The organism is Acetobacter sp. P1H12_c, assembly GCF_018811975.1.
In the GTDB taxonomy this organism is placed as follows: Bacteria; Pseudomonadota; Alphaproteobacteria; order Acetobacterales; family Acetobacteraceae; genus Acetobacter; species Acetobacter persici.
Genome location: NZ_JACRVR010000010.1, coordinates 50,171 through 72,887 on the forward strand (window position 1 = coordinate 50,171; position 22,717 = coordinate 72,887).

Here is a 22,717-nt window from a genome sequence, read left to right on the forward strand (position 1 = left end):
GTGTTGATTCCTGTCTCGTCCGTCATAACTGTCCTGATGCTGTGTTCCCCGGTTCAGAGCCAGTAAATTCCATTTCAGGATTAAGCGCCACATCTTCCGTCTCCGGGGCGTCCAGTTCCCGCAGGCGGCGGCTCACCACACGGGTCCGCCTCCGGGCTTCCTCAATGGATGTTGACATGGCCTGTGCATTACGCGCCAGTTTTTCCAGCACGCCATCCATACGGATCATTTCCTGCCGGGTGGCGCCCAGCAGGCGGGCGATGGTTTCCGTCCGGTCTTCCAGCGCCAGAGTTACGTATCCCAGATGCACCGTGCGCAGCAGAGCGGGCATCAAAGCCGGGCCCATAATCATCACCCGGCAGGTGCGGCCAATTTCATCAATCAGGCCCGGAATACGCGCGGCCTCCGCGTAAAGCCCGTCAGTTGGCAGATACAGCACGGCAAATTCCACCGTGCGGGGCGGGTGGATATATTTGGTCGCAATTTTCCGTGATTCCAGCCGCAATGTGCTTTCCAGAGATTTACGGGCAGCCTTTTCAGCCACCGCATCGCCCTCCTCCACCGCGTTCAGCAGGCGTTCATATGCCTCGGTCGGGAACTTGCTGTCCACCGGCAGGACTGGCGGCGTGCTGGCGCGGACCGGCATGCGGATTGCAAATTCCACCACGTCATTCCCCGGCCCCAGCCGGACATTCGATTCGTAAGAGCCTTCAGGCAGCACATCATCCAGAATGGCTTTCAACTGAGCCTCACCCCAGCCGCCGCGGGTTTTTACGTTGCCGAACAGGCGCTTGAGATCACTGATCTGCGCCGTCATGGCCCGCACTTCCCCCATGGCTTTCTGCATGGCGCTGAACTGCTCCAGCACCCGCTGGAAGGACGTCTGCATCTGCCGCTCCACGGCCTCATGCAACTGGTCCGTCACGGCCACGCGGATGGCTGAAAGCTGACGGGCGGACGCTTCCGCCATATCCCGCAGGGCCTCTGCCTGCGCCGCCCGCACCTCCGCCTGCTCGCGCCCCATACTGCCCGCCATGCCGGCCAGACGTTCAGCCAGCTCGGAGCGCACCTGCTCAATCCGCCCGGTCATCACCCGTTCCAGCTCGGCCAGATGGGTTCTCTGATGCGCGGCTTCCGTCCGGGCCGCGGCAGTTTCCTGCTCCATCAGCACGTAAAGCCGGGCCAGCAAATCCGCGTCCGCGCTGCCCTGCCCCCGGCCTGCGCCGCGGCCTCCAGCACCCAGCAGCCACGCCAGCACAGCCCCCAGCGCAAGTGCCCCCAAAGCCACAACAGCCAGCATTATTCCATCATCCATCCGTGATCTGTCTCATTTTCTCTCGGCAGGGAGGCCGGTTCGTGCTGAGCTGACACCAAATAATAATTTATGACGCCAATGCAATGACAAGCCTGTATACAACATCGCGCAAGGTTTGCCGCGCTGCCAGAGCGTTGACAAGAATAATGAACAAACCGGGAAAATACCCTTTTGGCCTTACCTGACCCAACCTCCTCCGCCCATTCCGGCTCCTCTCGTGCCCACCTGTTTTACATTCAGGTGATCATTGCCGTTATTGCGGGCATTCTTGTGGGCTATTTTTTCCCCAATCTCGGCGCGTCTTTGCGGCCGCTGGGGGATGGATTTGTCAAACTCATCAAGATGGTGATCGCGCCAGTCATTTTTCTGACTGTCTGCACCGGCATTGCAGGCATGGCGGACCTGAAGCAGACAGGGCGCGTTGCCGGAAAGGCCATGGCCTATTTCCTGTGCTTTTCCACGCTGGCACTGATTGTCGGCATGCTGGTAGCCAATATCGCCCGTCCGGGTGCGGGGCTGCATATCAAGCCTGCCTCACTGGACAGCGGTGCCGTCGCGACGTTTGTGAGCGAGGCGCACTCCCACTCCTTTACCGAATTCCTGATGCGCATCATCCCCAGCACCACGGCCGGGGCGTTTACATCCGGTGAGATTTTGCAGGTACTGCTGATTGCCATCCTGTTTGGCATCAGCCTCGCCCAGATGGGGGAAAGCGGGCAGAAAGTGCTGTCACTCTTCCGTAATCTGACAGAGCTGGTTTTTGGCGTAGTGCGACTGGTGATGTACGTCGCCCCCATCGGCGCCTTCGGGGCCATGGCCTTTACGGTCGGCAAATTCGGAGTGGCCTCCATCGGGCATCTGCTCGCGCTGGTTCTGGCGTTTTATCTGACCGCCATTCTGTTTGTCTGCGGGGTTCTGGGCTTAGTCACGCGCATGATGGGCATCAGCATTTTCCGGCTGCTGGGCTATATCAAGGAAGAACTGCTGATTGTTCTGGGCACCAGTTCCTCAGAATCCGCTCTGCCGGGACTGATTTCCAAACTGGAAAAAGCCGGTTGCCCGCAGGGGATTGTCGGGCTGGTGGTGCCTATGGGCTATTCCTTCAATCTGGATGGCACCAATATTTACATGACCCTCGCGGCCCTGTTCATTGCGCAGGCGACGGACGTGCATCTGGGCCTTGGGGAGCAGCTTGCTCTGCTGCTGGTGGCCATGGTGAGTTCAAAAGGCGCTGCGGGCGTGACGGGCGCAGGCTTTATCACGCTTGCCGCAACGCTTTCCGTTGTGCCCAGCGTGCCTGTGGGGGGTATGGCCCTTATTCTGGGCATTGACCGCTTTATGTCCGAATGTCGTTCCCTGACCAATCTTGTCGGGAATGCTGTGGCCGCGCTCGTTATTTCCCGCTGGGAAAATGTGCTGGACGAGGAGCAACTCCACGCCGCCTTAAACGATAGACCTCACGCCTGAGCGGCCATCCCCCTTTCTTTCAGCTTTTAAAAGCCTCCTGATCAGATGCGAGAGTTTACATGCAAACCGGAATGACAACAGCACAGCGCCTTCGCGGTATTCTGGCAGGCTCAGCCGGGAACCTGCTGGAATATTATGACTGGTATGTCTATTCCTCTTTTACCATTTACTTCGCGCATGCCTTCTTCCCGCGCGGGAACCAGACCGCAGAACTGCTGAATGCGGCTGCAATTTTCGCGGTCGGGTTTTTCATGCGTCCGGTGGGTGGCTGGCTGCTGGGCGCAGCGGCGGACCGCTACGGCCGCCGCGCGGCGCTGACGTTATCCGTCACCGCCATGTGTGTTGGATCACTGGCGATTGCTGTCTGCCCGACCTATGAGCAGATTGGTCTTGCGGCACCCGCTGTGCTGCTGCTTGCCCGGCTGGTGCAGGGCCTCAGCCTTGGTGGGGAATATGGGGCCTCCGCCACCTATCTGGCGGAAATGTCCACCCCGGAACACCGTGGTTTCTGGTCGGGGTTTCTCTACGTCACGCTTGTCATGGGGCAGTTGCTGGCACTGCTGATCCTGCTGCTGATGCAATATGTGCTGCTCACACCGGAACAGATCGGCGCATGGGGCTGGCGCGTCCCCTTCTTTATCGGCGCGCTGGGGGCCTTGCTGGTGTTCTGGCTGCGCAGGCATATGGAAGAGAGTGAGCGTTTTCAAAAAGCCAGCACACAAAAAGAAAAAGGCGGCGTGCGCGCGCTTCTCCAGTATCCCCGCGCGGTGCTGACCGTCTGTGGCATGACGCTGGGCGGCACCGTTATTTTCTACACCTACACCATCTATATGCAGAAATATCTTGCAAACAGCCTCGGTTTTCCAAAAGAGACGGCCACTCTGGTCTCTTCCGCCTCTCTGCTGGTCTTTGCCGCCATACAGCCCGCCTTCGGCGCATTGTCTGACCGCATCGGCCGCCGCCCGCTGCTGCTATATTTTGGCGTCTGCGCCACGCTGGGCACCGTGCCGCTGCTGACGCTGCTTTCTGGCGTTTCCTCACCATGGGCCGCGTTTGGACTGATTACCGGCGCCTTGTTCATTGCCTCCGGCTATACCTCCATCAACGCGGTGGTAAAGGCGGAACTGTTCCCCACCCGTATCCGCGCACTGGGTGTGGCGCTGCCTTACGCCGTAACCGTCTCCGTTTTTGGCGGCACGACTGAATATGTCGCTCTGTGGTGCAAGCAGATGGGGCATGAAATGTGGTTTGCCTATTACGTCTCAGCCTGCGCCCTCGTAACACTGCTTACCGTCCTGTCCCTCCGTAAAACGACGGAGATTGACCAGAGCTGAGGCGGCAGCCCCGTCACACCCTGCCGGACACAAATCGCCCGGAAGCGGCCTTGAAATTGCCATGAGGCGGCGCGTTACTAAGCCTCAGAGAGGGAACACTCCGGTGTTTCCTCCCACAGTTTCGAGGAGGCACACGATGCGCCGCATGACAAAACTTCTTCTCGCTCTGCCCCTTATTGCGGGGACAACACTGGCCACCCTGCCCGCTGCCGAGGCGCATCCGGGTGGCGGATGGGGCCGTCCGGGCTGGGGTGGTCCTCCGCCGCCTCCGCGTGGCTACTGGGGAGGTGGCCCGCGCAGAGGCTGGCACCGTGGCCCCGGTGGGGGCGCCATTGCCGGTGCGCTGATTGGCGGTCTGGCCGTTGGGGCCCTTGCGGGTGCTGCGATGGGTGGCGGCGCACCGCCGCCGGTAGCCTACGCACCACCCCCTCCGCCGCCTCCGGCTATGGGATATGCGATACCGGTGGTGCCGGCTGTGCCCGTCGCTCCGGTTGCGCCGGGCTACTACGCTCCGGGGAGCTACTATTCTGGCTGGTAACCCCGGCCGGAGCATTTTTCAGGCAACACTCATGGCCAGAACAGGCAAGGCTTCGGCCTCTGTTCTGGGTCGGCGGCCAGCAGCCTCCGCCCGACCGGACCTGCTGGCTAAAGCCCGTTTTCGGGCCGGGTGGCACAAGGCCGGTGTGTTGTGTCTACCCATCGCGTGGGTCACACCGGGTCACCGGGTCACCGGGTCACCGGGTCACCGGGTCACCGGGTCACCGGGTCACCGGGTCACCGGGTCACCGGGTCACCGGGTCACCGGGTCACCGGGTCACCGGGTCACCGGGTCACCGGGTCACCGGGTCACCGGGTCAAAGTCTTCTGCTCCGCCTTACGACGCAAGATCTTTTGCGGCCTCCAGCACGGCTTCCACATGACCGGGCACTTTCACTTTTTTCCAGATCCGGGCAATTTTGCCGTCTGCGCCAATGAGGAATGTGGTGCGGTCAATCCCCATATAGGTTTTGCCATACAGGGATTTTTCCACCCATACGCCGTAGGCTTCCGTCACGCGTCCCGCTTCGTCTGATGCCAGCGGGAAGGTGAGGTCATATTTCTCCGCGAACTTATCCAGCTTTTTCACCGGATCACGCGAGACGCCGATAATCGTCAACCGGGCCCCTTCAAACTGGCCGAGAGCCTCACTGAAGCCACAGGCTTCCTTCGTGCAGCCGGGCGTATCCGCTTTGGGGTAGAAATACAGCACAAACGGCTTTCCCTTAAGGGCCGCAAGGCTCACTGTGCGGCCCCGGCTGGCGTCCATCTGGAAATCCGGAGCATTGTCTCCTTCTTTCAGGTCAACGTCAGGCGTGGTCTGGGTGTCTGCCATAATCCGGCTCCTTCCTTGCAAAGTTACTAAAAACAACGCTGCGCTCTGGGCAGGCCTTATGAGGAAACGGCTGAGGACGCTGAGCGTTCTCCGCCCTGCTCTGCTCCGCCGCCTTCTTCTGCCTCCATGCTGCCAACACGGCGTTCAAAAATCTGCCGCACAGACTGTGCCAGCGCCGCCGTGCGCACCATCAGGTCTGGCAGACTTGCCTCGCCCATCACGCGCAACAGGATTTTCAGCGCACCGGGCGCCAGTTCCCGCTCCAGATCAACCGGCGGCACCGGGCCGCACAGTAGGCGGAGCAGGCATTGCATCTGTCGCCAGACGGCATCGGCGTCTATCAGCATTTTTGCCTCAGCGGCGTCCAGAAACCCGTGTTTTTTCAGCAGGCTCAGCGCGCGCCGGGTGCAGGGGTTTCTGGCCTCCTTTGTGCCCGCCACCAGTTGCAGGATCTGGGCAATAAACTCCACTTCCATCAACCCGCCCGCCCGGCGCTTGATATCCCACGGGCTGGACGCCGGAAGATCCCGCGCCAGACGCGCGCGCATCTTCCGGGCATCCGCCAGCAATGTCTCTGTGGACGGACGGGGCTTCCGCAGGTCTCCATTCAGAACATGCGCCAGATCAGCCTGCAAACGCGCCTTGAGCGCTGTGGGGGCGGTAATCAGCCGTGCACGGGTCAGCGCCATACGTTCCCACGTCCATGCGGCGTCTTCATGATATTTCAGGAACGCGGTGCGGAAGACCGCGACCGGCCCGGCCGCGCCGGACGGCCGCAGCCGCATATCCACGGCGTAAAGCGGGCCTTCCGGGCCGGGAGCTGTCAGGGCGGCAATAAACGCATGCGCCAGCCGGGTGTAATATTGCGCCACGGCCAGAGAACGCGGGGCGCGCACTGGCAGCCCACCCTGATGTTTTGGCGCACGCTCGGGCACCTCACTGGCCTGCACATCCTCCGGATGGTCAAACACCAGCAGCAGGTCCAGATCCGAGCCGGGCATCATCTCGCGGGAACCTGCCTTGCCCAGCGCCAGCACCGCCATGCCCCCGCCGGGCACGCGGCCATAACGCTGCCGGTGCTCCACCTCCACGGCCCGCATCAGCACCGTCATAATGGTATCGGCCAGAGCCGTCCGCTGTTTTTCAGCGTCGTTTTCCCCCAGCCGCCCTTCCAGCACGGCCACGGAAAGACGAAATTCCTCGCCGCGCAGCAAGGGCCGCAGGGCTGTCACCAGCAATTCCGCGGAATCCACCTCTGTCGCCAGATGCCGCAGGCGGTCCAGCACATTGCGGCCCTCTTCCGGTTCCGGCTCCAGCAACCCTTCCAGCGCGGAGGGCGTATCAGCCAGATGGTTGGCCAGAAACGCCGAGGCATCAAACAGCACCGCAATCCGGTCAATCAGCGCCGGGTTCCGCTCAAACAGTGAGAGGAGCTGGACACCCGCATGCTGCCGCGCCAGCAGCGCATCAAACCGCCGCAGGCAGGCCAGCGGGTTACTGCGGGCAGCAAAACTGGCCAGCAGCGCGGGCAACAGGGCACGCAGCAGCGCCCGCGCCCGTTCGGACCGCAGGGCGCGCAGGCTGCCGGTCTGCCACCGGGCCAGCACATGCACGGCCTCTTCTGTCTGACTGGCCGGAAAACCAAGCTGTTCCAGCACGGAGGGTGACTGGTCATCATCCGGGGCCACCGCCAGCAGCGTGGTATCCTGCTCTGGTGCTGCCACCTGAGGCGAGGCAAAATGCCGCTCAAAAATGCGCCGGGCTTCCCGCATACGCGGCAGCATATCCAGCGCCAGAGCCTCACCGTCCGAATAGTTCATAAAGACGGCAAAGGCGTCGAACGCTTCTGGCCGGTCCGGCAGGTCATGCGTCTGGTGGTCGGCCCGCATCTGCAACCGGTGTTCCGCATCCCGCAGGAAGCGGTAGGTCCGGGCCAGCACTTCAGCCTCCTCCCGCGGGAGGTAGGCAGACCCTACCAGCTTTTTCAGTGCGCCAAATGTCGTGCGGTCCCGCAGGGCGGGCACGCGGCCACCCCAGACCAGTTGCATGGCCTGCGCCAGAAATTCAATTTCCCGGATACCGCCCTGCCCCAGCTTGACGTTATGGCCCAGCAGCCAGTCCCGGCTGGCCGCCGGGTCCGCCAGCACGGAATCCGGTAGATCAGCAAGCCCTGTGCGCCCGGCCTTACGGTAGCGGTCGATGCGGGCCTTCATGTCATGAATATCGTCAATCAGCGCAAAATCGAGGTGCCGCCGCCAGACAAACGGGCGAATGGCCGCCAGAAATTTCCGGCCCAGAGCAATATCCCCCGCCACAGGCCGCGCCTTGATCATAGCGGCGCGTTCCCACGTCTGGCCCAGACTTTCATAATACTGGATGGCGGCCTGCACGGAAACTGCCGGAGGTGTTGAGGACGGGTCCGGCCGCAGGCGTAAATCTGTCCGAAAAACGTAGCCATCTGCATCCCGTGCTTCCATGAGGCCCACAAGATCGCTAGTCATACGAATGAACACGCGCCGCACGGCGTCAGGCTGGGTCTGCATGGATGGGTCGTACAGCACCATCAGATCAATATCCGAGGAGAAGTTCAGTTCCCGTGCCCCAAGCTTTCCCATTGCCAGCACAACAAAACCACTGGCATGCGCCGCACGCTGAGGGTCACGAAGCTGAAGCTGTCCTGCCTGATGGGCGCTCCACAGCAGATGTCTGACAGCCACTTCCAGCGCCGCATCCGCCAGTCTGCTGAGGGTTTGCGTGACATCCTCCAGCGGCCAGAAGCCGCCCAGATCGGCCAGAGCGCATATCAGGGCTGTGCGTTTTTTGGCCTGCCGCAGGAAGCGGGCAACACACTCTCGCCCCGATGTGATGTCAAACTCGGCAAATGCTGCAAACACGTCCTTCGCACAGGGTTCCGGCCCGCTCCGCACCAGAGCCGCAAAAAAAGCCGGGGCCTGCCGCGCCAGGTCAGACAGATACGGGCTGTTCCCCCCAAGGCAGGCCAGCAGCCCCGCAGCGCCTTGCAGGCTCAGCACGTCAGCCGCACCGGCTTCCTGCAACGCCCCAGCCATATCCTCTGCAAAATGCGTAGCAGCCTGTCTGTCCGCCGGGGCGGGCCAGCCTGCATCTGGCCAGAGGCGCGTGGGGGCACCCCTCGGGGCGCGAACATCTCGGAAATAGGAAGAAAAACCTGCCGTCATAACCTGACCATTCTGATGGAACGCAAAGGCTTGCTGTGTTGACTTCCGCCGGTCAAGACCTCCCGCGCCCGCTGCATAAGCGGGCCCTGCGCGTTCTGACTGTTATGGCGGCTGCCGTGCTGGTTCTGCCGGTGCTGTGTGTGGCGGTCCTGCTGGTGCGGATGCTGTTCGGCCCTGTGAACGTGACCGCTGTGGTGCGGCCCTTCCTCCCCGTTGCGGTGCTCAATGGGCAGCCCGGCCAGCCTGCGGCCGCCACCCTCACGCTGCGGCGGGCGGAACTGCAATGGAATGGTCTGCGGGATGGATTGAGCGTGCCTGTCATGCTCTCACTGCATGACGTGCGTATTCTCAAAGCAGACAGAACAACGGCGGACACCATCAAAGCCGCGCATGTCACGCTTGACCCGCTGGCGCTTATGCACGGCAGCATCGCCCTCAATACCGTGGACCTCACCGGCGTACGGATGGCGCTGCGGCGCGGGACGGATGGCACCGTCGGGCTTGATGTGGACGCGCCCCCCGCTTCGGCGACGGCGTCCGACACCAATGGCTCACTGGACCCCAGCGCCCTGCACCGCATCGGGCTGACGGATGCGCAGGTCACGATTGATGACCGGCTGACGCATACGCAATGGATTGCCTCCCCCATCACCTCCACCCTGCGTGCGGTGAGCCTGCGCGGTGGCAACGGCCTGACCGGCTCCGTCGCGCTCACGTTTCAGGCCCAGCAGGACAGCACGGAACGACTGAGCATCACGGCGCAGGGCACACAGACTGATCAGGGCACCATCCAGTGGCACATGGCTCTGGCCCCTGTGCGCCCGGAAACATTCGCCAGTCTGGCCCCGGCCCTGAAAATGCTGGATGTGCCCGTCAGCCTGACAGCGGATACGACCTTCGCCCCGGCCCCCAAAAGCACCTGGCTGCTGCCGCAGGGGGTGGATCTGAAAACTGATTTCGGTGCCGGAGAAATTCAGGGCGGTGGTTCAACCTATTTGCTGCACCACGGCGCGCTGGCGGCGCATCTGGACCTTAACCATCAGTCCCCCACGCACACCCCCGCCACCATTACGCTGCAAGGCCTGACGCTGGACCTGCTGAACCCTGAACATCCGGAAGACCCGCACAACGGCATTACCGTCACCCTGACCGGCCAGTTAAACGCGTCAGACCTGTTCAGCCCGACAGTGCTTTCGGGACAGGCCGCACTGGATATTCCGACCATTCCGTTTGGCGATATTGCCAATTACTGGCCCGCCAGAGCCGCAAAAGGCGGCCGGAAATGGGTTGATACCAATATTACGGACGGCACAGCGCATGATCTGCATACCGCCATTACGCTGCATAGCGATAAAGGCTGGAACGGCATCAAGCTAACCTCAGTCAAAGGCAGCGTGGAGGGCTCGGACCTGACGGTCCACTGGCTCCGCCCCATCTCACCGCTGCATCATCTGGATGCGCATCTTGAGGTGAATGATCTTGATAAGCTGACCATTCATTTTGACCATGCTTACCAGCTTATTGACCGTGGCGACAAAAATGTGGGGGCCACCGGCGTGGGCCGCGTGGCGGCTGGCCCCGGCACCATGGAGATCACCGGTCTTTCCAAAAAAGACCAGATGGGCACCATTGTGACGGAACTGCGCGGCAACCTGCGGGACATGCTGGCCATGCTGGCTGAGCCACGGCTGCATCTCCTCTCCCGCCACCCCATCAGCTTCACCAAACCTTCCGGCGAGGCCAGCGCCAAATTTTCCCTGACGCTGCCGCTGGAAAGTGATGTCACCACAGATCAGATGGTTGTGGATGCGCATGCGCAGGTCAGCCACACTCATCTGGGGAATGTTGTAGCCGGACGCGCCATTACCGACGGCACATTCCAGATTGCCGCCACCACACAACAGATGGACCTGAGTGGCCACGGCGTGCTTGGCGGCCTGCCCTCCGACATCACTTATTTCATGAACTTCCGCTCCCTCCGCCCGCAGGATACGGCGGAAAAGGCGCATCTGTTCACCCGCATTACGCCCGACACAGCCTCCGCTGCCGGTATTGATACCAGCACCCATTTTTACGGCAGTGCTGATCTGGGGGTTGACTATGCGCGGCTCGGGAACAAGCACGGCAGCGTGGACATCACTCTTGACCTCAAACGGTCAGGCATTGTCATTCCGCTCTGGCACAAGGCCGCGGGCCGCGCCGCGCAGGTTTCCGCCACCCTTGCTCTGCTGGACGGGCGCATTACCTCGGTGGAAAATATTTTTGCCACTGGGCCGGATCTGGATGTGCGGGGCCATGCCCTGCTGCGGGAAAAAGCCGCGCCGGAAGTGCTGGTGTCCTCCTTCCGCATCGCCCGTTCAACCGGCCATGCCCGCCTTGTTCTGCCTTATGCCTCGCAGGACAAAACCATTCAGGTCGGGGTTTATGCCGATACGCTGGACCTCGCGCCGCTGATGGAAGGGGACCCGAACGCCCCCAAACCGGCCTCCTCAGGTTACCATGTGCCGGAAGCCGCCACAGGCAAGCTGCACGGCCCACCGGGGAATGCGTGGACCATCGATATGACGGCCAACGCCCTGTATTACAGCCAGACCAAGCAGCCGTTGCGAGACGTAACCGGGCATTTTGAAGATAACGGCCAGCGGCTGGAACGCATGCGTTTTGCCATGCGCGGGCCATCCCCCGTGACAATGACGCTGGAACCCAAGGGTGCGGTCCGCACCCTGCATGTCACCATTCCGGACATGGGCGGTTTTCTGGCAGCACTCAATATTCTGCCTAACGTGCAGGGCGGCCACGCCACGCTCACCGGCGCGTTTGACGACACACAGGCCTCTGCTCCGTTTAAAGGGACCGTGCGTGTCAGCCCGTTTGTGCTGAAGAAAGCTCCGGCGACCGTGCTTCTGGCCCGCAACCTGTCTCTTTACGGCTGGCTCAACGCCCGCAAATCCCCGGAGTTTGAAGTCTCCACCCTCAACCTGCCGGTCACGTTTTCCGAGGGTGTGCTGACCATCCAGAACGGCCATATGGGTAATGATGCACTGGGGGCCACGCTGGAAGGCAAGATTGATCTGGACCACAGCAAACTGGACCTGAACGGGACGGTCGTTCCGGCCTTCGCGCTCAATAAACTTCCCGGCAAGCTGCCGGGCATTGGCAAACTGTTCAGCCCGGAAAAAGAGGGCGGCCTTGTCGCCATGACCTTCGGCATTGCCGGCAAGCTGGAAGACCCGGATCTGAGCGTGAACCCCTATTCCATCCTGCTGCCCGGGGTTTTGCGTAAGCTGTTCTGACTGGTCTTTCCCTTCTGGTCCCAGCCTGTGCTTCGGACCCAGTCGGGGCCGGACTGATCATCCGGCGTGTCCGGAATATCGGCCTGCGTTTCCGTCAGCGCGACAGTTTCTTTCAGCGTGCCCTGCACATGGGCGGTCACAGCACCACTTTTAATGGCATTGCGGAATCCGTCGCTTTCTTCCTCAAACGTCGTATCCACGCCATTCCCGCTGACCTCGCCCACCGGACGCAACTCAACAGCCGCCTGCGGGCGCACCGGGTCCACCAGCCAGTGCCGCGTGCGGGAAACCAGTGTTGAGGCATCTGCCGCGCTACAGGGCTGCATATCCGTGAGCGTCACGGTTTCGGTCGTGACAACGGCTTCCATCTGCCGTGCGCTTTTACGGCCTGCGGGCACCGTCTGGCCCACCAGAACCGTACCGGACGGGATCACCAGCAGCGTATCCCGCGCCGCGCCGGGCTGCGGCCTGAAACAGATGGCCACCGCCTGCCCCCCGGAAGAGGCTCCGGCTCCGACATCTGTCAGCCCGGCAGTCCCCAGTCCGGCATCCCCGGTATTGCCACTGGCACTGCTGTCAACACCCGTCCCGGCGCCACCATCCTGCCTGCCCCGCACAGTCTGAGGCCCGGCGGGCGCAGCATGGGCAGACACAGTCTGCCCTGCTCCGGTCAGCCCGCTGAGCGCCAGAGCCAGCAGAACAGGGCGCACCATTACTGGCGTACGCAGCCGCATCCTCTTTCCTTCCCGTCGTAACGGTCCGGGCGGATTATGGTCTGGCGGGGGCCACCTTTTTCAGGCCCGACGGAATGGCGAACACCGCATCAGGCTGGGCCACCCGGCTGACATGCAGCGCCCGGACGGTAATCTGTCCCTGCTGTGCGACCTGCAACAGCAGACCATCTGCCGTGTAACAGACATCACTCGCATGTCCGTCGGCATCTCTGGTGCGCCAGATAATGCAGCGTTCCCCCGCCACCACGGAACCACCCAATCGTGCATAGGAGCCAACCAGAGCAGGATGGCCGGGCGGCGTGAGACCCTGACTGGGGGCAGGCATAACACTTTCCGTCTTACGGTCCGGGTCCACCACCGTCAGCGTATGCTCAGGCCATGAGGTGACCATAAACAGGTCAGACCCGCCGGGGTCCAGCCGCTGGCGGAGGGTGGCAACCTGCCAGCGCATCCGCTGCTTCATCACCGTCTCTCCGGTGGGCGATGTCAGTTCATACAGAACATCCGCATCCACGGAGGGCGTAATAAACGGCGCATCCTGCGGCGCGACAGCGGGGCTTCCTGCATCCGTGCCCGCGCCTGCCCCGCCAGCCCCGCCGGTGGCAATGGAATTGCCAGCGCCCTCAGCAACCTGAGCGGACGGGGATGCGGATGCCGTCTGTGTTCCCTGTGCCGCCTGCGCTGACAGCTGGGGCAAAGACGCACCCACGGCAAGACACAGAAAGGCGCCAGAGCATAAGCCCGGTCTGCTTCGTGTCCGTTTGCTGTCAAAGCGGCTGGTCTGGACCACGAGTTGTCTCCCGGCTCGGCGTGGCTCGAAACTCATGGTGTGTTTCCTGAAGCATCATGCATGCCGGTTTCCGTAGCAGGGAGTGTTGTCATGGGGCCGACACCCGGCACGGCGCCTGTGGCGGCGGGCAGGCTGGAATGGTCCTGCTGCGGCACGGCACCCGTGCCTCTGACAACGGAAGAAGGCTGCGCCCCGCTGCCCTCCTCAGCACTGCCCGGCTGCGCGCCCGGAGCGTGCGGTGTAACTTCCTGAAACCCCGTGGGCGGCTGAAAGGACGAGGCGGGCACATCATCATAAGAGATTTTCATCGCTTTCAGATGGCCGTTCAGACCATCCACATCCACGCCATCCTGCTCCAGAATAAAGCCATCATCCGTCACGCAGGCTGTGCCGTTCCCCTCTGCGGACTGCACGCCCCAGAGCGTGCAGGGCTGGCCGATCACCTCGGATTTGCCCTTGCGGGTAAACGTCATGGACATATCGAGCAGGAACGGGCTGCGCGCCACTTCCTGCTGGACCAGCCGGGTGTAAACCTTGCGGTCATTCAGGATAATCATCACTTCCTGCGCCGCGCGGTTGATAATCACAGCGCCCCGGCTTTCCGGGCCGTCCATGCCGAGCATGTAGTTAATACGCATCAGCCCGCCATCCCCGGAGAACAGCACCTGCACATGCCGGTCCTTAACGGGCAGAGCAGCCGCAGGCGCACTGCCCGCAGGCGGACGAGGCTGAAAAACATAATCAATGGTGGCATCCCGCGCGGGCATCAGGCGCGGATGGTCCGCCTGCGGAGCCTGAGCCACTGTGGACGCAGAGGCACTGTCCGCTGCCTGCACCGGCTGGCTGATCAGCAATCCTGCCGCCAGCGGGGCCGTCGCCAGAAGGCTGTAAAAGGTCAGCTTACGGCGCGTCCGGGCCGGCTGGCAGTGTGTCATACGTCTTCGTCTTTCCTGTTTTTCAATCCAGACCAGCCGTCCGGGTGGCTGGCCGTTCCTCATGCCGGGCTTCCGCCGCCTGTGTTTCTGCGCGCAGGGCGCGGATTTCAGCCTCCAGCACATCATCCGGCAGAATAGGCTGCCAACATGGCATCATCTGGACAGCCTGTTCCAGTCTGGCCTTATAGTCCGCCGCCGGAATTTCCTGCCCGCCAAAGCGGGCGAGATGGTCTGTTCCAAACTGTGTGTCAAGCACCACAAACCCGCCCAGCCGCAACCGCGCCACCAGATGCACTAACGCAACCTTGGAGGCATCGGTCGCACGGCTGAACATACTTTCTCCAAAAAACGCACCGCCGAGGGCGACGCCATACAGGCCACCCACCAGCACACCCTCCCTCCGGCATTCCACGCTATGCGCGTAACCCATGTCATGCAGCGCACAGAAAAGCCGAAAAATCTCGCCGTTGATCCACGTCTCCTCCCGCCCCGGCGCAGGAGCGGCGCAGGCCTTCATCACGCCGGGAAAATCCTGATCAACCGAGACCTCAAACCGCCCGGACAGCACCGTACGCATCAGGCGGCGGGACAGATGGAAGCCCTGTAATGGCAGAATACCCCGCGGGTCCGGGTCATACCATTGCAGGTCCTCATCCTCCGCGTCCGCCGCCATTGGAAAAATACCTGCGGCATACGCGCCTAAAATCAGTTCCGGTGTCAGCGCCTCCGTCATGCCTGCTCCTTTAATCCGCCCGCAATCCTGCGTCTTTTTTCCAGTCCGGTCTGATCCCCGAGCCCTCTGCACCGTTATAGGCCCGCCATGGCTTTTCTAAAGGGCCATGCTAGTCTGCCCTGCTTTGCCCGCTACGGGAACTCACTCTGTCACACAGAATAAAGGAACGCCCATGCCTTCCGAAGCCCCTCGCCTGATCCGTTCCGTCCGGCTGCCAGCCGCTGTTGAAAAGCGGATTGAGAGTGATTTTACCGCCCCCCCTCCGCCCGATGCACCGCTGGATACCGCCGCCATGCTCGCCCTTGCGGAGGAGCAGACAGCCTTTGCCATGCTGGTCACGCATCACTGCCCGCTGAAAGGGGCGGATGTGGCGGCCATTCCGGACTGCGTGAAGCTGGTTGCAACCGTCAGCGTCGGGCTGGATCATCTGGATGTGCCTGCGCTGCTGGCCCGCGGCATCAAGGTCTGTAACACGCCGGATGTGCTGACGGACTGCAATGCGGACCTTACCATGATGCTGATTCTGGCCGCCTGCCGCCGCGCTGCGGAATATTATACCCTCATGAAGCAGGGCTGGGGCCGCACGCTGGAAATGGATGAAATGCTTGGCATCCGCGTCACCGGAAAAACGCTGGGTATTGTCGGCATGGGCCGCATCGGGCAGGCGCTGGCCCGCCGTGCGCGTGGGTTTGACATGAAAGTGATTTACCACAACCGCCGCAGGCTGGACCCCGCGCAGGAAGAAGGCGCGACCTATTTTGAAAATCTGGAAGAGATGCTGCCCCACTGCAACATTCTCAGCCTGCATATGCCTGCAACTCCTGGTGCCCCGCCGCTCATGACGGCCCGCCTGTTCGGCCTGCTGCCGCGTGGCAGTGTGCTGGTCAATGCCGCCCGTGGCGCACTGGTGGATGAAACAGCTTTGCTGGACGCCCTGCGCTCTGGCCATCTGTTTAATGCCGGGCTGGACGTGTATCAGAATGAACCCAACCCCAATCCGAGCCTGCTGGCCCTGCCAAAAATTTTCATGACCCCCCATACCGGCAGCGCCACAGTGGAAACCCGCACCGCCATGGGGATGCTCTCACTGGATAACGTGGCCGCCCTTGCCGCAGGCAAACCTCTTGTGACACCCGTCACGCACTAAGACCGCACACCCGGAGAGCGCTATGACCTTACGACTGGCCTGCCTGCTCGGCATTCTTGTCTGCGTTATCGTGAGACTGATCGACTTCCACTATCAGCAGACCTGCCTGATTGTGGGCGGGGCGATGCTTGTTGTGGCCCTGATCGGCACGCTGATTGATGAAGAACCGCCCCCGGCCAAAAAACAGAAAAAGCCCGCTCCCGCACAGGGAACCGGCTCTGAAAAAACGGCCTGACTGACCAGCCGGAGGCAAACCCTCCGGCTTTTTTTATACGGCGCGACGCCGCGTCAGGCGACGCGACCACCCCGCGCTGAAACCTGATCCCGCAGCGCTTCCGCCGTATCCCGCACGACCGGACCATGCTCACGCTCCAGCCGACGGATGGTGAAGTGCGCCCGCGCCAGTGCGCGATAATGGTTCAGGAACGCGGTGTTGAGAGATGCCCCGCATAGCGCCCCGGCAACCGGCATAAGCTGCACGGACACTTTCTGCCCCAGCGCCAGACCGTAATGGGACGCGACTTCAGCAATCAGCATCACCACCGGGCGGCCCCGCAGCAGCGCACGGGCGGAGAAATAACCGAGTTCGCTTTCATCCGCCTTACGCGCATTGGGGAAAGCCCGCAGGGCAAAAACTTCCAGACAGGCAAGGCGCGCATCCGGGTCAGACAGATCCTCCCCTTCTTCACGCGCGATCCGGCCAATTTCCCGCATGATGGTCAGCGTCGTAAAACCAATATCCGGGGCCAGACCCGCAAGACCCGCAAAACCCCCGACCGCACCGGAGACCGCCACGGCAGCCTGCAACGCCGGGCCACGCCAGGGCTGCGGCTCCGCCAAGGCATCACCGGGGCTGCGCATGCCAAGAATAGCCACATCAAACGCGCGGGTAATGGCGGTTTCAGCCAGACCGCGCAGCTTGTCTTCCATCCCCGGTGCCATACCGAGCCCGCGCAGGCCGAGCCGTGTGGCATGGCCTACAGCACCGCCCATCAGGTCCGCCAGCCGCACCAGAACGCCCTTGCCGGACTCAACCTGTACGAGCGCCTGTTCCAGCTCGACCAGATCCTGACCACTGAGCCTGAGCGTTACCATCTCGCTGCCCGTCATGTCCTGCGTACTCATTTAGCGCCCTCTCTGCCTGCTTTTCCCGGCCCACAAAAGACGGGAACGGGGCGCATTGCAGCGCCCTTAAAAGTCTGTTTTGTAACGGAGAGTGTAGCATAGCCCGACTGAAAAGCGACACAGGCCGCCCCCCGCCGGGCATATGCCTCCCATCTCCTGAACGGCGATGTTCCTCTCTGCCCCAAAAGCCTGAACGGCGGAAAAGTTGCCTGTCTCCCCCACCAGCTCGAAGCGGTCCTGCGTGCATCCGCTCGGCTGTTGCGGGCCCGGCAATGGTTGTCACACACTCCGGAACATCTTACACACCCGGACGTGAGACCATTGCGGCGCAGACTGTGCGCCAACAGGAGTTTTCCATGTCGCACACACCACGTTCCTCCCGCCCGGCCCGCAGTGCCCGCTGGCAAAATCTGCTGCGCCTCGCCTCCGTCTCGGCTGTTCTGGCCGCCACAGGATGCGCCCAGACACCGCAGCAGCAGGCGTACCATTCCGCGCTGGAACATGCGCGGACGGACCCGTCCTTCTGTTATTCCCACCAGTATGACACGCTTCTGGCGGAAGCCATGCAGCGTGACCACAGCCTGCAATCCAGCAAAACGCCGGACCGGGATGACAAGCCGGATTCCTCTTTCCAGCCGACGATGGCCATCAGCGTCACCGGGGCCACGGCCATGCCGGACCTCAGCCTGCCGCCCTACTTCCATCGCGTCTGCCGCCTGAGCACAAAACTGCCGGACGGCAAAACGGAAAACGGGTTCCTGACCTTCACCTACCTCATCCGTGAGAACAAGGTGCAGTCCGCCCTGTCGGAATGGTATTCCGATGCGGAAGTCACGCAGGAATATGACGCCACCATGAAGCAGATTGAAGCCGGGCTGGATATGAACAATCCGGACCTGAAATCCTGCATCCAGCGTTATCCGGCCTTTGATGCACCATCTAAAGACCCGATTGTGCAGCAGGGTGCGCTGGACCTGCGCGCGCATCTGGTCCGCCGCTGTCTGGCCAACAAGGCCGCGCTGAAAGACCTGTATTCAGACCTGTATTTCATCCATCGCTGATATCAGGATCACACCACCCGGAACAGGGTTCCGGAACTGCCATGACGATCATTGGCTGTTCCGGAACTCCTTTTGCGCATGGATAATTTTCAGGACAGAACGGTGGCGCGCCCCGGGTTTCTTTCCGGGTTGCGCCAGAAAAGTTCGCCTGACAAACGGGCCACAACATCCGGTGGCAGGATGGGCCTGCGAGGCGTATAAGCCACCTTTCGCCGCACCTCATGCAGACCCGGCGTATTGAGAGCCTGATCAAACCCTGAAGCCCCCTTGAATTCCACTGCCTCAAAATTGTATCGCCACTCAGGCAGTTTCAGAAGGCGGGCAATATGGGCCACTGTTCTTTCAGGGTCCGTCACGAGCCGGTCATACTCCACCACAATCAGCTTATGCGCCAGAGTGCTGTAAAACGCCTCCTGCAACGCACGCCAGCAATAGCCGAACACGCCATTGGGCGCAGTTAAGGCCTCAACACGCTCATATAATGTTCCGCGCTGTTCTATCGGAACAAGTTTTGAGCCCAGAGCAGGGTCTTTCTGAATAAGACGTTCAAAAGAATCGATAATCCAGACAGGATTGCGCACACAGCAGATGATGCGTGATTCAGGGAACAGATAGTCAATCAACCCCAGCCGTGTGCACCACATCCGGTGATTATCAATAATCATCCCCGACGGGCGTTGGTCTGCGGGACTTTTTTCAAAATAATAATGCGAAAAAACACCTCTCAGAAGGCGCTTGCGGGTGTTTTCATCAAACTCGGTTACATAGTCGCCCTCCACCATCAGAGAGGAGAGTTTCACCATCATGGGGGCAACGGGCGTGATGATTCCAGCATGCCGGACAGCAGGGTTTTGTTGCAGAATTGCGCTGAGAAGCGTGGAGCCGGAGCGCGGCAGACCGGACATAAAATGCACAGACGATGTTGGCACAAATGGCAACCTTTACTGGCTGTTCAGTTTATTAAAAAACACCCGTCCATTCACTTCTTTCAGCCTGTGTTAAGGCTTTTGCGAAGACGTGCGGATCATTTCAAGTGTCTGGAAATTAAACAGGCGAAATTCTGCGCCTGATCGTTAACGTGCGGCGTGTCTACTCAAAACAGACGCGCACGGGACGATAAAAGGCTCTGAGACCCTTACCATTTTAGCCGTACCCCTGCCGTCACGGCGGCTGAGCCAACATGGCTCCCGGTGCTGGTCTGCCTGTGGCCGCCAAAAGTATTGACGACCAGATCCAGCCCTGACACAGCCTTAATCGGGTAAGACAGCGTCACGGTTGTTCCCTGCTCGAAAGACATCGGGGTCTCCGTGCTGTGTTCGACAGAAAACACCCCCAGATGCGTCCATGAGTCCGCTATACGGAACCGATCATACAAATGAGGATCAGGCGCTTTTTTGTAGAATGATGCTGTCAGGGGTGCACTAACCTTCAAAGCGCCCGTTTGCGGAGACTGTGCATAGCCCGCTTCTGGCAACACCACGCACAACACCTTAATAATATGGGACGCTATATGGATTTTTTCGCGTTTTGAGGGCATCATCACAAACCATCTTTTATGTTCTGTGATGCAGTGCGAGAAGAAATTCAGGCTGCTTCGCCCCTGTCACATTAAAGCCACATATAGCGATTAAAATAAAATTATACTCATAAAACTCCGTATCGCGCTGTTACAAAAATTTATTTTTGATCCTAAAATAGAGGGTTAACCAAGCCTTTTCCCTACTGTGATCGTATAGTTTTTAAGGGATTGTCCTTAGCTGCCGCAGACCGGCTCTAAAAATCGTCTGGCCTAATACGTCTGTATCAGACGGGAAAATCGCTCCATATCGACATTCCCGCCAGAAATTATGACGCCAACGCGCCTCCCCTGCCACTGCGGTGCCGCAGCCAAAGCCGCTGCTACCCCGAGGCACCCTGTTGGCTCGACAATAATTTTCATCCGTTCCGCCAGAGTCCGCATGGTTGCGACAAGCGTCGCGTCCTCCACGGTAACAATCTCACGCAACAGGCGGCTCACAAGGCCGAACGTCAGCGGGCTGAGCGCGGTTGTCTGCGCGCCATCGGCCAGCGTCCTGGGCACGGCAATCTGCACAATCCGCCCTGCGGCCAGAGACTGCCGCGCATCATCCCCCGCAGCAGGTTCCACACCAATCACCGCGCAACCGGGCGAGACCGCCTGCGCCACCAGTCCACAACCAGACGCCAGACCACCTCCGCCCACCGGCACAAACAGCGCATCCAGCGGGCCGGTTTCTTCAAACAGTTCAAGTGCCGCCGTACCTTGCCCGGCAATAATGTCCGGGTGGTCAAACGGCGGCAGCACAGTCGCGCCGCGTTCTGCGGCAAGGGCTTCCCCAATCGCCTGCCGGTCCTGCGTGTACCGGTCATACAGCACTACCTGAGCGCCATAATCACGGGTGGCGGCAATCTTCATGGTCGGGGCATCTTCGGGCATGACAATAACAGCCGGAATCCCGACCAGTTGCGCCGCACTGGCGACGCCCTGCGCGTGGTTGCCGGAGGAATAGGCCACAACCCCCTTGCTCCGCACTGCCTCTGGCAGAGACAAAATTGCATTCAATGCACCGCGAAATTTGAAAGCCCCGACACGCTGAAAATTTTCCGCCTTGAAGAACAGTTCAGCCCCGCTCAGCGCATTGAGGTAACGGGAGGTCAGAACCGGCGTCCGGTGCGCCTGCCCTTTCAGCCGGACAGAGGCTGCCACAACGTCTGAAAAATCCGGTGCCGTCTGCATATCGCTTCCCTCTTCTGCTCTGCTAGCCCGCACTCTATCAGCCCTCAGGGCAGGCATACAGTCAGGACATTGCAGCCCCCTCTTCCCGCATGCCGTGTCCGGGCCTACAAGGTCAGAACGCTTGTGAGCAGAGTGCTGTCTGAAAGGACTAATTGACCATGAACTATCGCAGCCTGTCCCCCGATTTTGTTGTTGCACCGCAGATTGCCGTCAGTGACATCCCGGCCATTAAAGCCGCCGGGTTCAAAACCATTCTCTGCACCCGCCCGGACGGTGAAGACCCCGGCCAGCCGACGGCTGAAACCATTGGAGAAGCCGCTCAGAAAGAAGGCCTGTCCTTTATGTCCATCCCCGTGGTGGGTGGTCAGGGCCCGTCTTCTGACGCCGTGATCATCATGCAGGAAACGCTCAACACGCTGCCCGGCCCGATTTTCGCCTATTGCCGCTCCGGCAACCGCGCAGGCCAGCTCTGGGCTCTTGCCACGCAGGGCTGAACGGCGCTGACACACGGCAGCAGCCGGTAAAAAAAGGGAGCAGCCCCAAACGGGCATGCTCCCTTTTTTATTGCCGTCCTTAGATTTATTCCCGCTTTCAGAGTGCCCTTTAAGCAAGCCGCCTTAGTTGCCGGTCCAGCCGCCCATTTTGCACAGATGCGTCCAGTGCTCCGCCGAAACCGGGCAGACTGAAAGGCGGGACTGCCGGACCAGAGCGAGATCCGTCAGCGCCTCATCCTGCTTGATATCCGCCAGAGTGACTGGCTCAGGCATCGGGCCGACAGCTTTTACGTCCACACAGACCCAGTTGCCGCTTTCCGCCGTCGGGTCCGGGTAGGCTTCCCGCACAATTTCCACCACCCCCACAATCGCGCGCTGCACGTTGGAATGGTAGAAAAAGGCACGGTCTCCCACCTTCATGGCGGCCAGATTTTTTTTGGCCTGATGATTCCGCACCCCCGTCCAGGGCTCGACATCATTCGCAACCTGCTCGTCCCAGCTAAAGGCATCCGGCTCGCTTTTGATCAACCAGAAAGCCATGGCTATTCCACCAGCGCGCCATCACGGAATACCGGGCGCAGCGGGCGCACCACCACGCTTTCAAACAGATTGACCGCAGCATACGGGTCTGCCGCTGCAAAGCCTTCCGCGGCAGCGCGATCGGGCACATCCAGCAGGATGAGGCTGCCACAGGGCGCGCCGTTCACGTCAAGTTGAGGTCCGCCGAACAGAATCGCCGTCTTATACTGTTCCAGAAAAGCCAGATGCTTTTCACGCGTAGCCTTGCGTAATTCCAGCGCACCCGGGCGGTCTGTGCAAATAATGGCAAACAACATGTTCTTTCTCCGCTGTGTTGTCGGGACAGGACGCCCATGAATAACTGCCTCGTGTCAAGATGCGCCGAATGATGTAAAAGGTGCGCGAGCGCATGTCTGGGGCGGGAACTCCCGCACGCAGACCGCTGC

The 22,717-nt window shown here is 61.0% G+C and carries 21 protein-coding genes; 8 read left to right on the plus strand and 13 right to left on the minus strand.

Annotation, left to right across the window (positions count from 1 at the left end; translation table 11 throughout):
• Nucleotides 1-22 precede the first annotated feature (22 nt).
• On the minus strand, nt 23-1,315 hold the full coding sequence (locus tag KP699_RS07665) for a DNA recombination protein RmuC (protein ID WP_215762160.1): 1,293 nt from the start codon (nt 1,313-1,315) through the stop codon (nt 23-25).
• A 171-nt stretch (nt 1,316-1,486) separates the two neighbouring features.
• On the opposite strand from KP699_RS07665, the gene KP699_RS07670 reads away from it, so the two are divergent.
• From KP699_RS07670 to KP699_RS07680, 3 genes are all read left to right on the plus strand, one after another.
• Nucleotides 1,487-2,782, plus strand: a complete 1,296-nt coding sequence (locus KP699_RS07670) for a dicarboxylate/amino acid:cation symporter (RefSeq protein ID WP_252346868.1) — start codon at nt 1,487-1,489, stop codon at nt 2,780-2,782.
• A 71-nt stretch (nt 2,783-2,853) separates the two neighbouring features.
• Nucleotides 2,854-4,116, plus strand: coding sequence for an MFS transporter (locus KP699_RS07675; protein ID WP_215762161.1), 1,263 nt, complete (start codon nt 2,854-2,856; stop codon nt 4,114-4,116).
• Between the two features lie 136 nt (nt 4,117-4,252).
• Nucleotides 4,253-4,654, plus strand: coding sequence for a hypothetical protein (locus KP699_RS07680; protein WP_077930136.1), 402 nt, complete (start codon nt 4,253-4,255; stop codon nt 4,652-4,654).
• 336 nt (nt 4,655-4,990) lie between these two features.
• On the opposite strand, the gene bcp is transcribed toward KP699_RS07680, so the two are convergent.
• Nucleotides 4,991-5,488, minus strand: coding sequence for a thioredoxin-dependent thiol peroxidase (gene bcp / locus KP699_RS07685; protein WP_215762162.1), 498 nt, complete (start codon nt 5,486-5,488; stop codon nt 4,991-4,993).
• Between the two features lie 56 nt (nt 5,489-5,544).
• Nucleotides 5,545-8,685 (minus strand): bifunctional [glutamine synthetase] adenylyltransferase/[glutamine synthetase]-adenylyl-L-tyrosine phosphorylase, encoded by a 3,141-nt coding sequence (locus tag KP699_RS07690; protein ID WP_215762163.1) that lies wholly within the window; start codon nt 8,683-8,685, stop codon nt 5,545-5,547.
• A gap of 35 nt (nt 8,686-8,720) precedes the next feature.
• On the opposite strand from KP699_RS07690, the gene KP699_RS07695 reads away from it, so the two are divergent.
• A complete protein-coding gene (locus tag KP699_RS07695; protein WP_308164896.1) occupies nt 8,721-11,978 on the plus strand; it encodes an AsmA-like C-terminal region-containing protein in 3,258 nt (1,085 codons plus the stop codon).
• On the opposite strand, the gene KP699_RS07700 is transcribed toward KP699_RS07695, so the two are convergent.
• The 4 genes from KP699_RS07700 to aat all read right to left on the minus strand — a co-directional run bounded on the left by KP699_RS07700 (nt 11,936) and on the right by aat (nt 15,170).
• The gene (locus KP699_RS07700; protein WP_215762164.1) at nt 11,936-12,712 is read right to left on the minus strand and encodes a hypothetical protein; all 777 of its coding nucleotides are present in this window, start codon (nt 12,710-12,712) and stop codon (nt 11,936-11,938) included. The two genes, KP699_RS07695 and KP699_RS07700, sit on opposite strands and share 43 nt — an antisense overlap.
• Before the next feature lie 34 nt (nt 12,713-12,746).
• Nucleotides 12,747-13,409: a hypothetical protein gene (locus KP699_RS16385; RefSeq protein WP_252346870.1), complete on the minus strand. Its 663-nt coding sequence runs from the start codon at nt 13,407-13,409 to the stop codon at nt 12,747-12,749.
• A 125-nt stretch (nt 13,410-13,534) separates the two neighbouring features.
• On the minus strand, nt 13,535-14,437 hold the full coding sequence (locus KP699_RS07710) for a DUF4412 domain-containing protein (RefSeq protein ID WP_215762165.1): 903 nt from the start codon (nt 14,435-14,437) through the stop codon (nt 13,535-13,537).
• Between the two features lie 22 nt (nt 14,438-14,459).
• On the minus strand, nt 14,460-15,170 hold the full coding sequence (gene aat, locus KP699_RS07715; RefSeq protein WP_215762166.1) for a leucyl/phenylalanyl-tRNA--protein transferase: 711 nt from the start codon (nt 15,168-15,170) through the stop codon (nt 14,460-14,462).
• Nucleotides 15,171-15,342: 172 nt separating this feature from the next.
• Here aat and KP699_RS07720 point away from each other — a divergent pair, with 172 nt between their 5' ends.
• Together KP699_RS07720 and KP699_RS07725 are read left to right on the plus strand one after the other, a co-directional pair.
• Nucleotides 15,343-16,317, plus strand: coding sequence for a D-glycerate dehydrogenase (locus tag KP699_RS07720; protein ID WP_086655392.1), 975 nt, complete (start codon nt 15,343-15,345; stop codon nt 16,315-16,317).
• Nucleotides 16,318-16,339: 22 nt separating this feature from the next.
• Nucleotides 16,340-16,552 (plus strand): hypothetical protein, encoded by a 213-nt coding sequence (locus tag KP699_RS07725; RefSeq protein WP_212360028.1) that lies wholly within the window; start codon nt 16,340-16,342, stop codon nt 16,550-16,552.
• A gap of 53 nt (nt 16,553-16,605) precedes the next feature.
• Here the strand turns inward: KP699_RS07725 and KP699_RS07730 are convergent, their stop codons facing one another.
• Entirely contained in the window at nt 16,606-17,442 is an 837-nt protein-coding gene (locus tag KP699_RS07730) for an EcsC family protein (RefSeq protein WP_025827073.1), read from the minus strand.
• Between the two features lie 356 nt (nt 17,443-17,798).
• Between KP699_RS07730 and KP699_RS07735 the strand changes: the two genes are divergently transcribed.
• Nucleotides 17,799-18,503, plus strand: coding sequence for a hypothetical protein (locus KP699_RS07735; protein WP_215762167.1), 705 nt, complete (start codon nt 17,799-17,801; stop codon nt 18,501-18,503).
• Nucleotides 18,504-18,592: 89 nt separating this feature from the next.
• On the opposite strand, the gene KP699_RS07740 is transcribed toward KP699_RS07735, so the two are convergent.
• The 3 genes from KP699_RS07740 to KP699_RS07750 all read right to left on the minus strand — a co-directional run bounded on the left by KP699_RS07740 (nt 18,593) and on the right by KP699_RS07750 (nt 21,258).
• Nucleotides 18,593-19,432 carry a sulfotransferase gene (locus tag KP699_RS07740; protein WP_308164897.1) on the minus strand — a complete coding sequence of 280 codons (840 nt, stop codon included), beginning with the start codon at nt 19,430-19,432 and terminating at the stop codon, nt 18,593-18,595.
• A gap of 206 nt (nt 19,433-19,638) precedes the next feature.
• The gene (locus KP699_RS07745) at nt 19,639-20,043 is read right to left on the minus strand and encodes a hypothetical protein (RefSeq protein ID WP_215762168.1); all 405 of its coding nucleotides are present in this window, start codon (nt 20,041-20,043) and stop codon (nt 19,639-19,641) included.
• A gap of 249 nt (nt 20,044-20,292) precedes the next feature.
• The gene (locus KP699_RS07750) at nt 20,293-21,258 is read right to left on the minus strand and encodes a threo-3-hydroxy-L-aspartate ammonia-lyase (RefSeq protein WP_215762169.1); all 966 of its coding nucleotides are present in this window, start codon (nt 21,256-21,258) and stop codon (nt 20,293-20,295) included.
• A 158-nt stretch (nt 21,259-21,416) separates the two neighbouring features.
• Here KP699_RS07750 and KP699_RS07755 point away from each other — a divergent pair, with 158 nt between their 5' ends.
• Nucleotides 21,417-21,752 (plus strand): TIGR01244 family sulfur transferase, encoded by a 336-nt coding sequence (locus tag KP699_RS07755; protein WP_077930149.1) that lies wholly within the window; start codon nt 21,417-21,419, stop codon nt 21,750-21,752.
• Nucleotides 21,753-21,875: 123 nt separating this feature from the next.
• On the opposite strand, the gene KP699_RS07760 is transcribed toward KP699_RS07755, so the two are convergent.
• Entirely contained in the window at nt 21,876-22,292 is a 417-nt protein-coding gene (locus KP699_RS07760) for an EVE domain-containing protein (protein ID WP_212360020.1), read from the minus strand.
• A 2-nt stretch (nt 22,293-22,294) separates the two neighbouring features.
• A complete protein-coding gene (locus tag KP699_RS07765; protein ID WP_077930151.1) occupies nt 22,295-22,588 on the minus strand; it encodes a YciI family protein in 294 nt (97 codons plus the stop codon).
• Nucleotides 22,589-22,717: the final 129 nt, after the last annotated feature.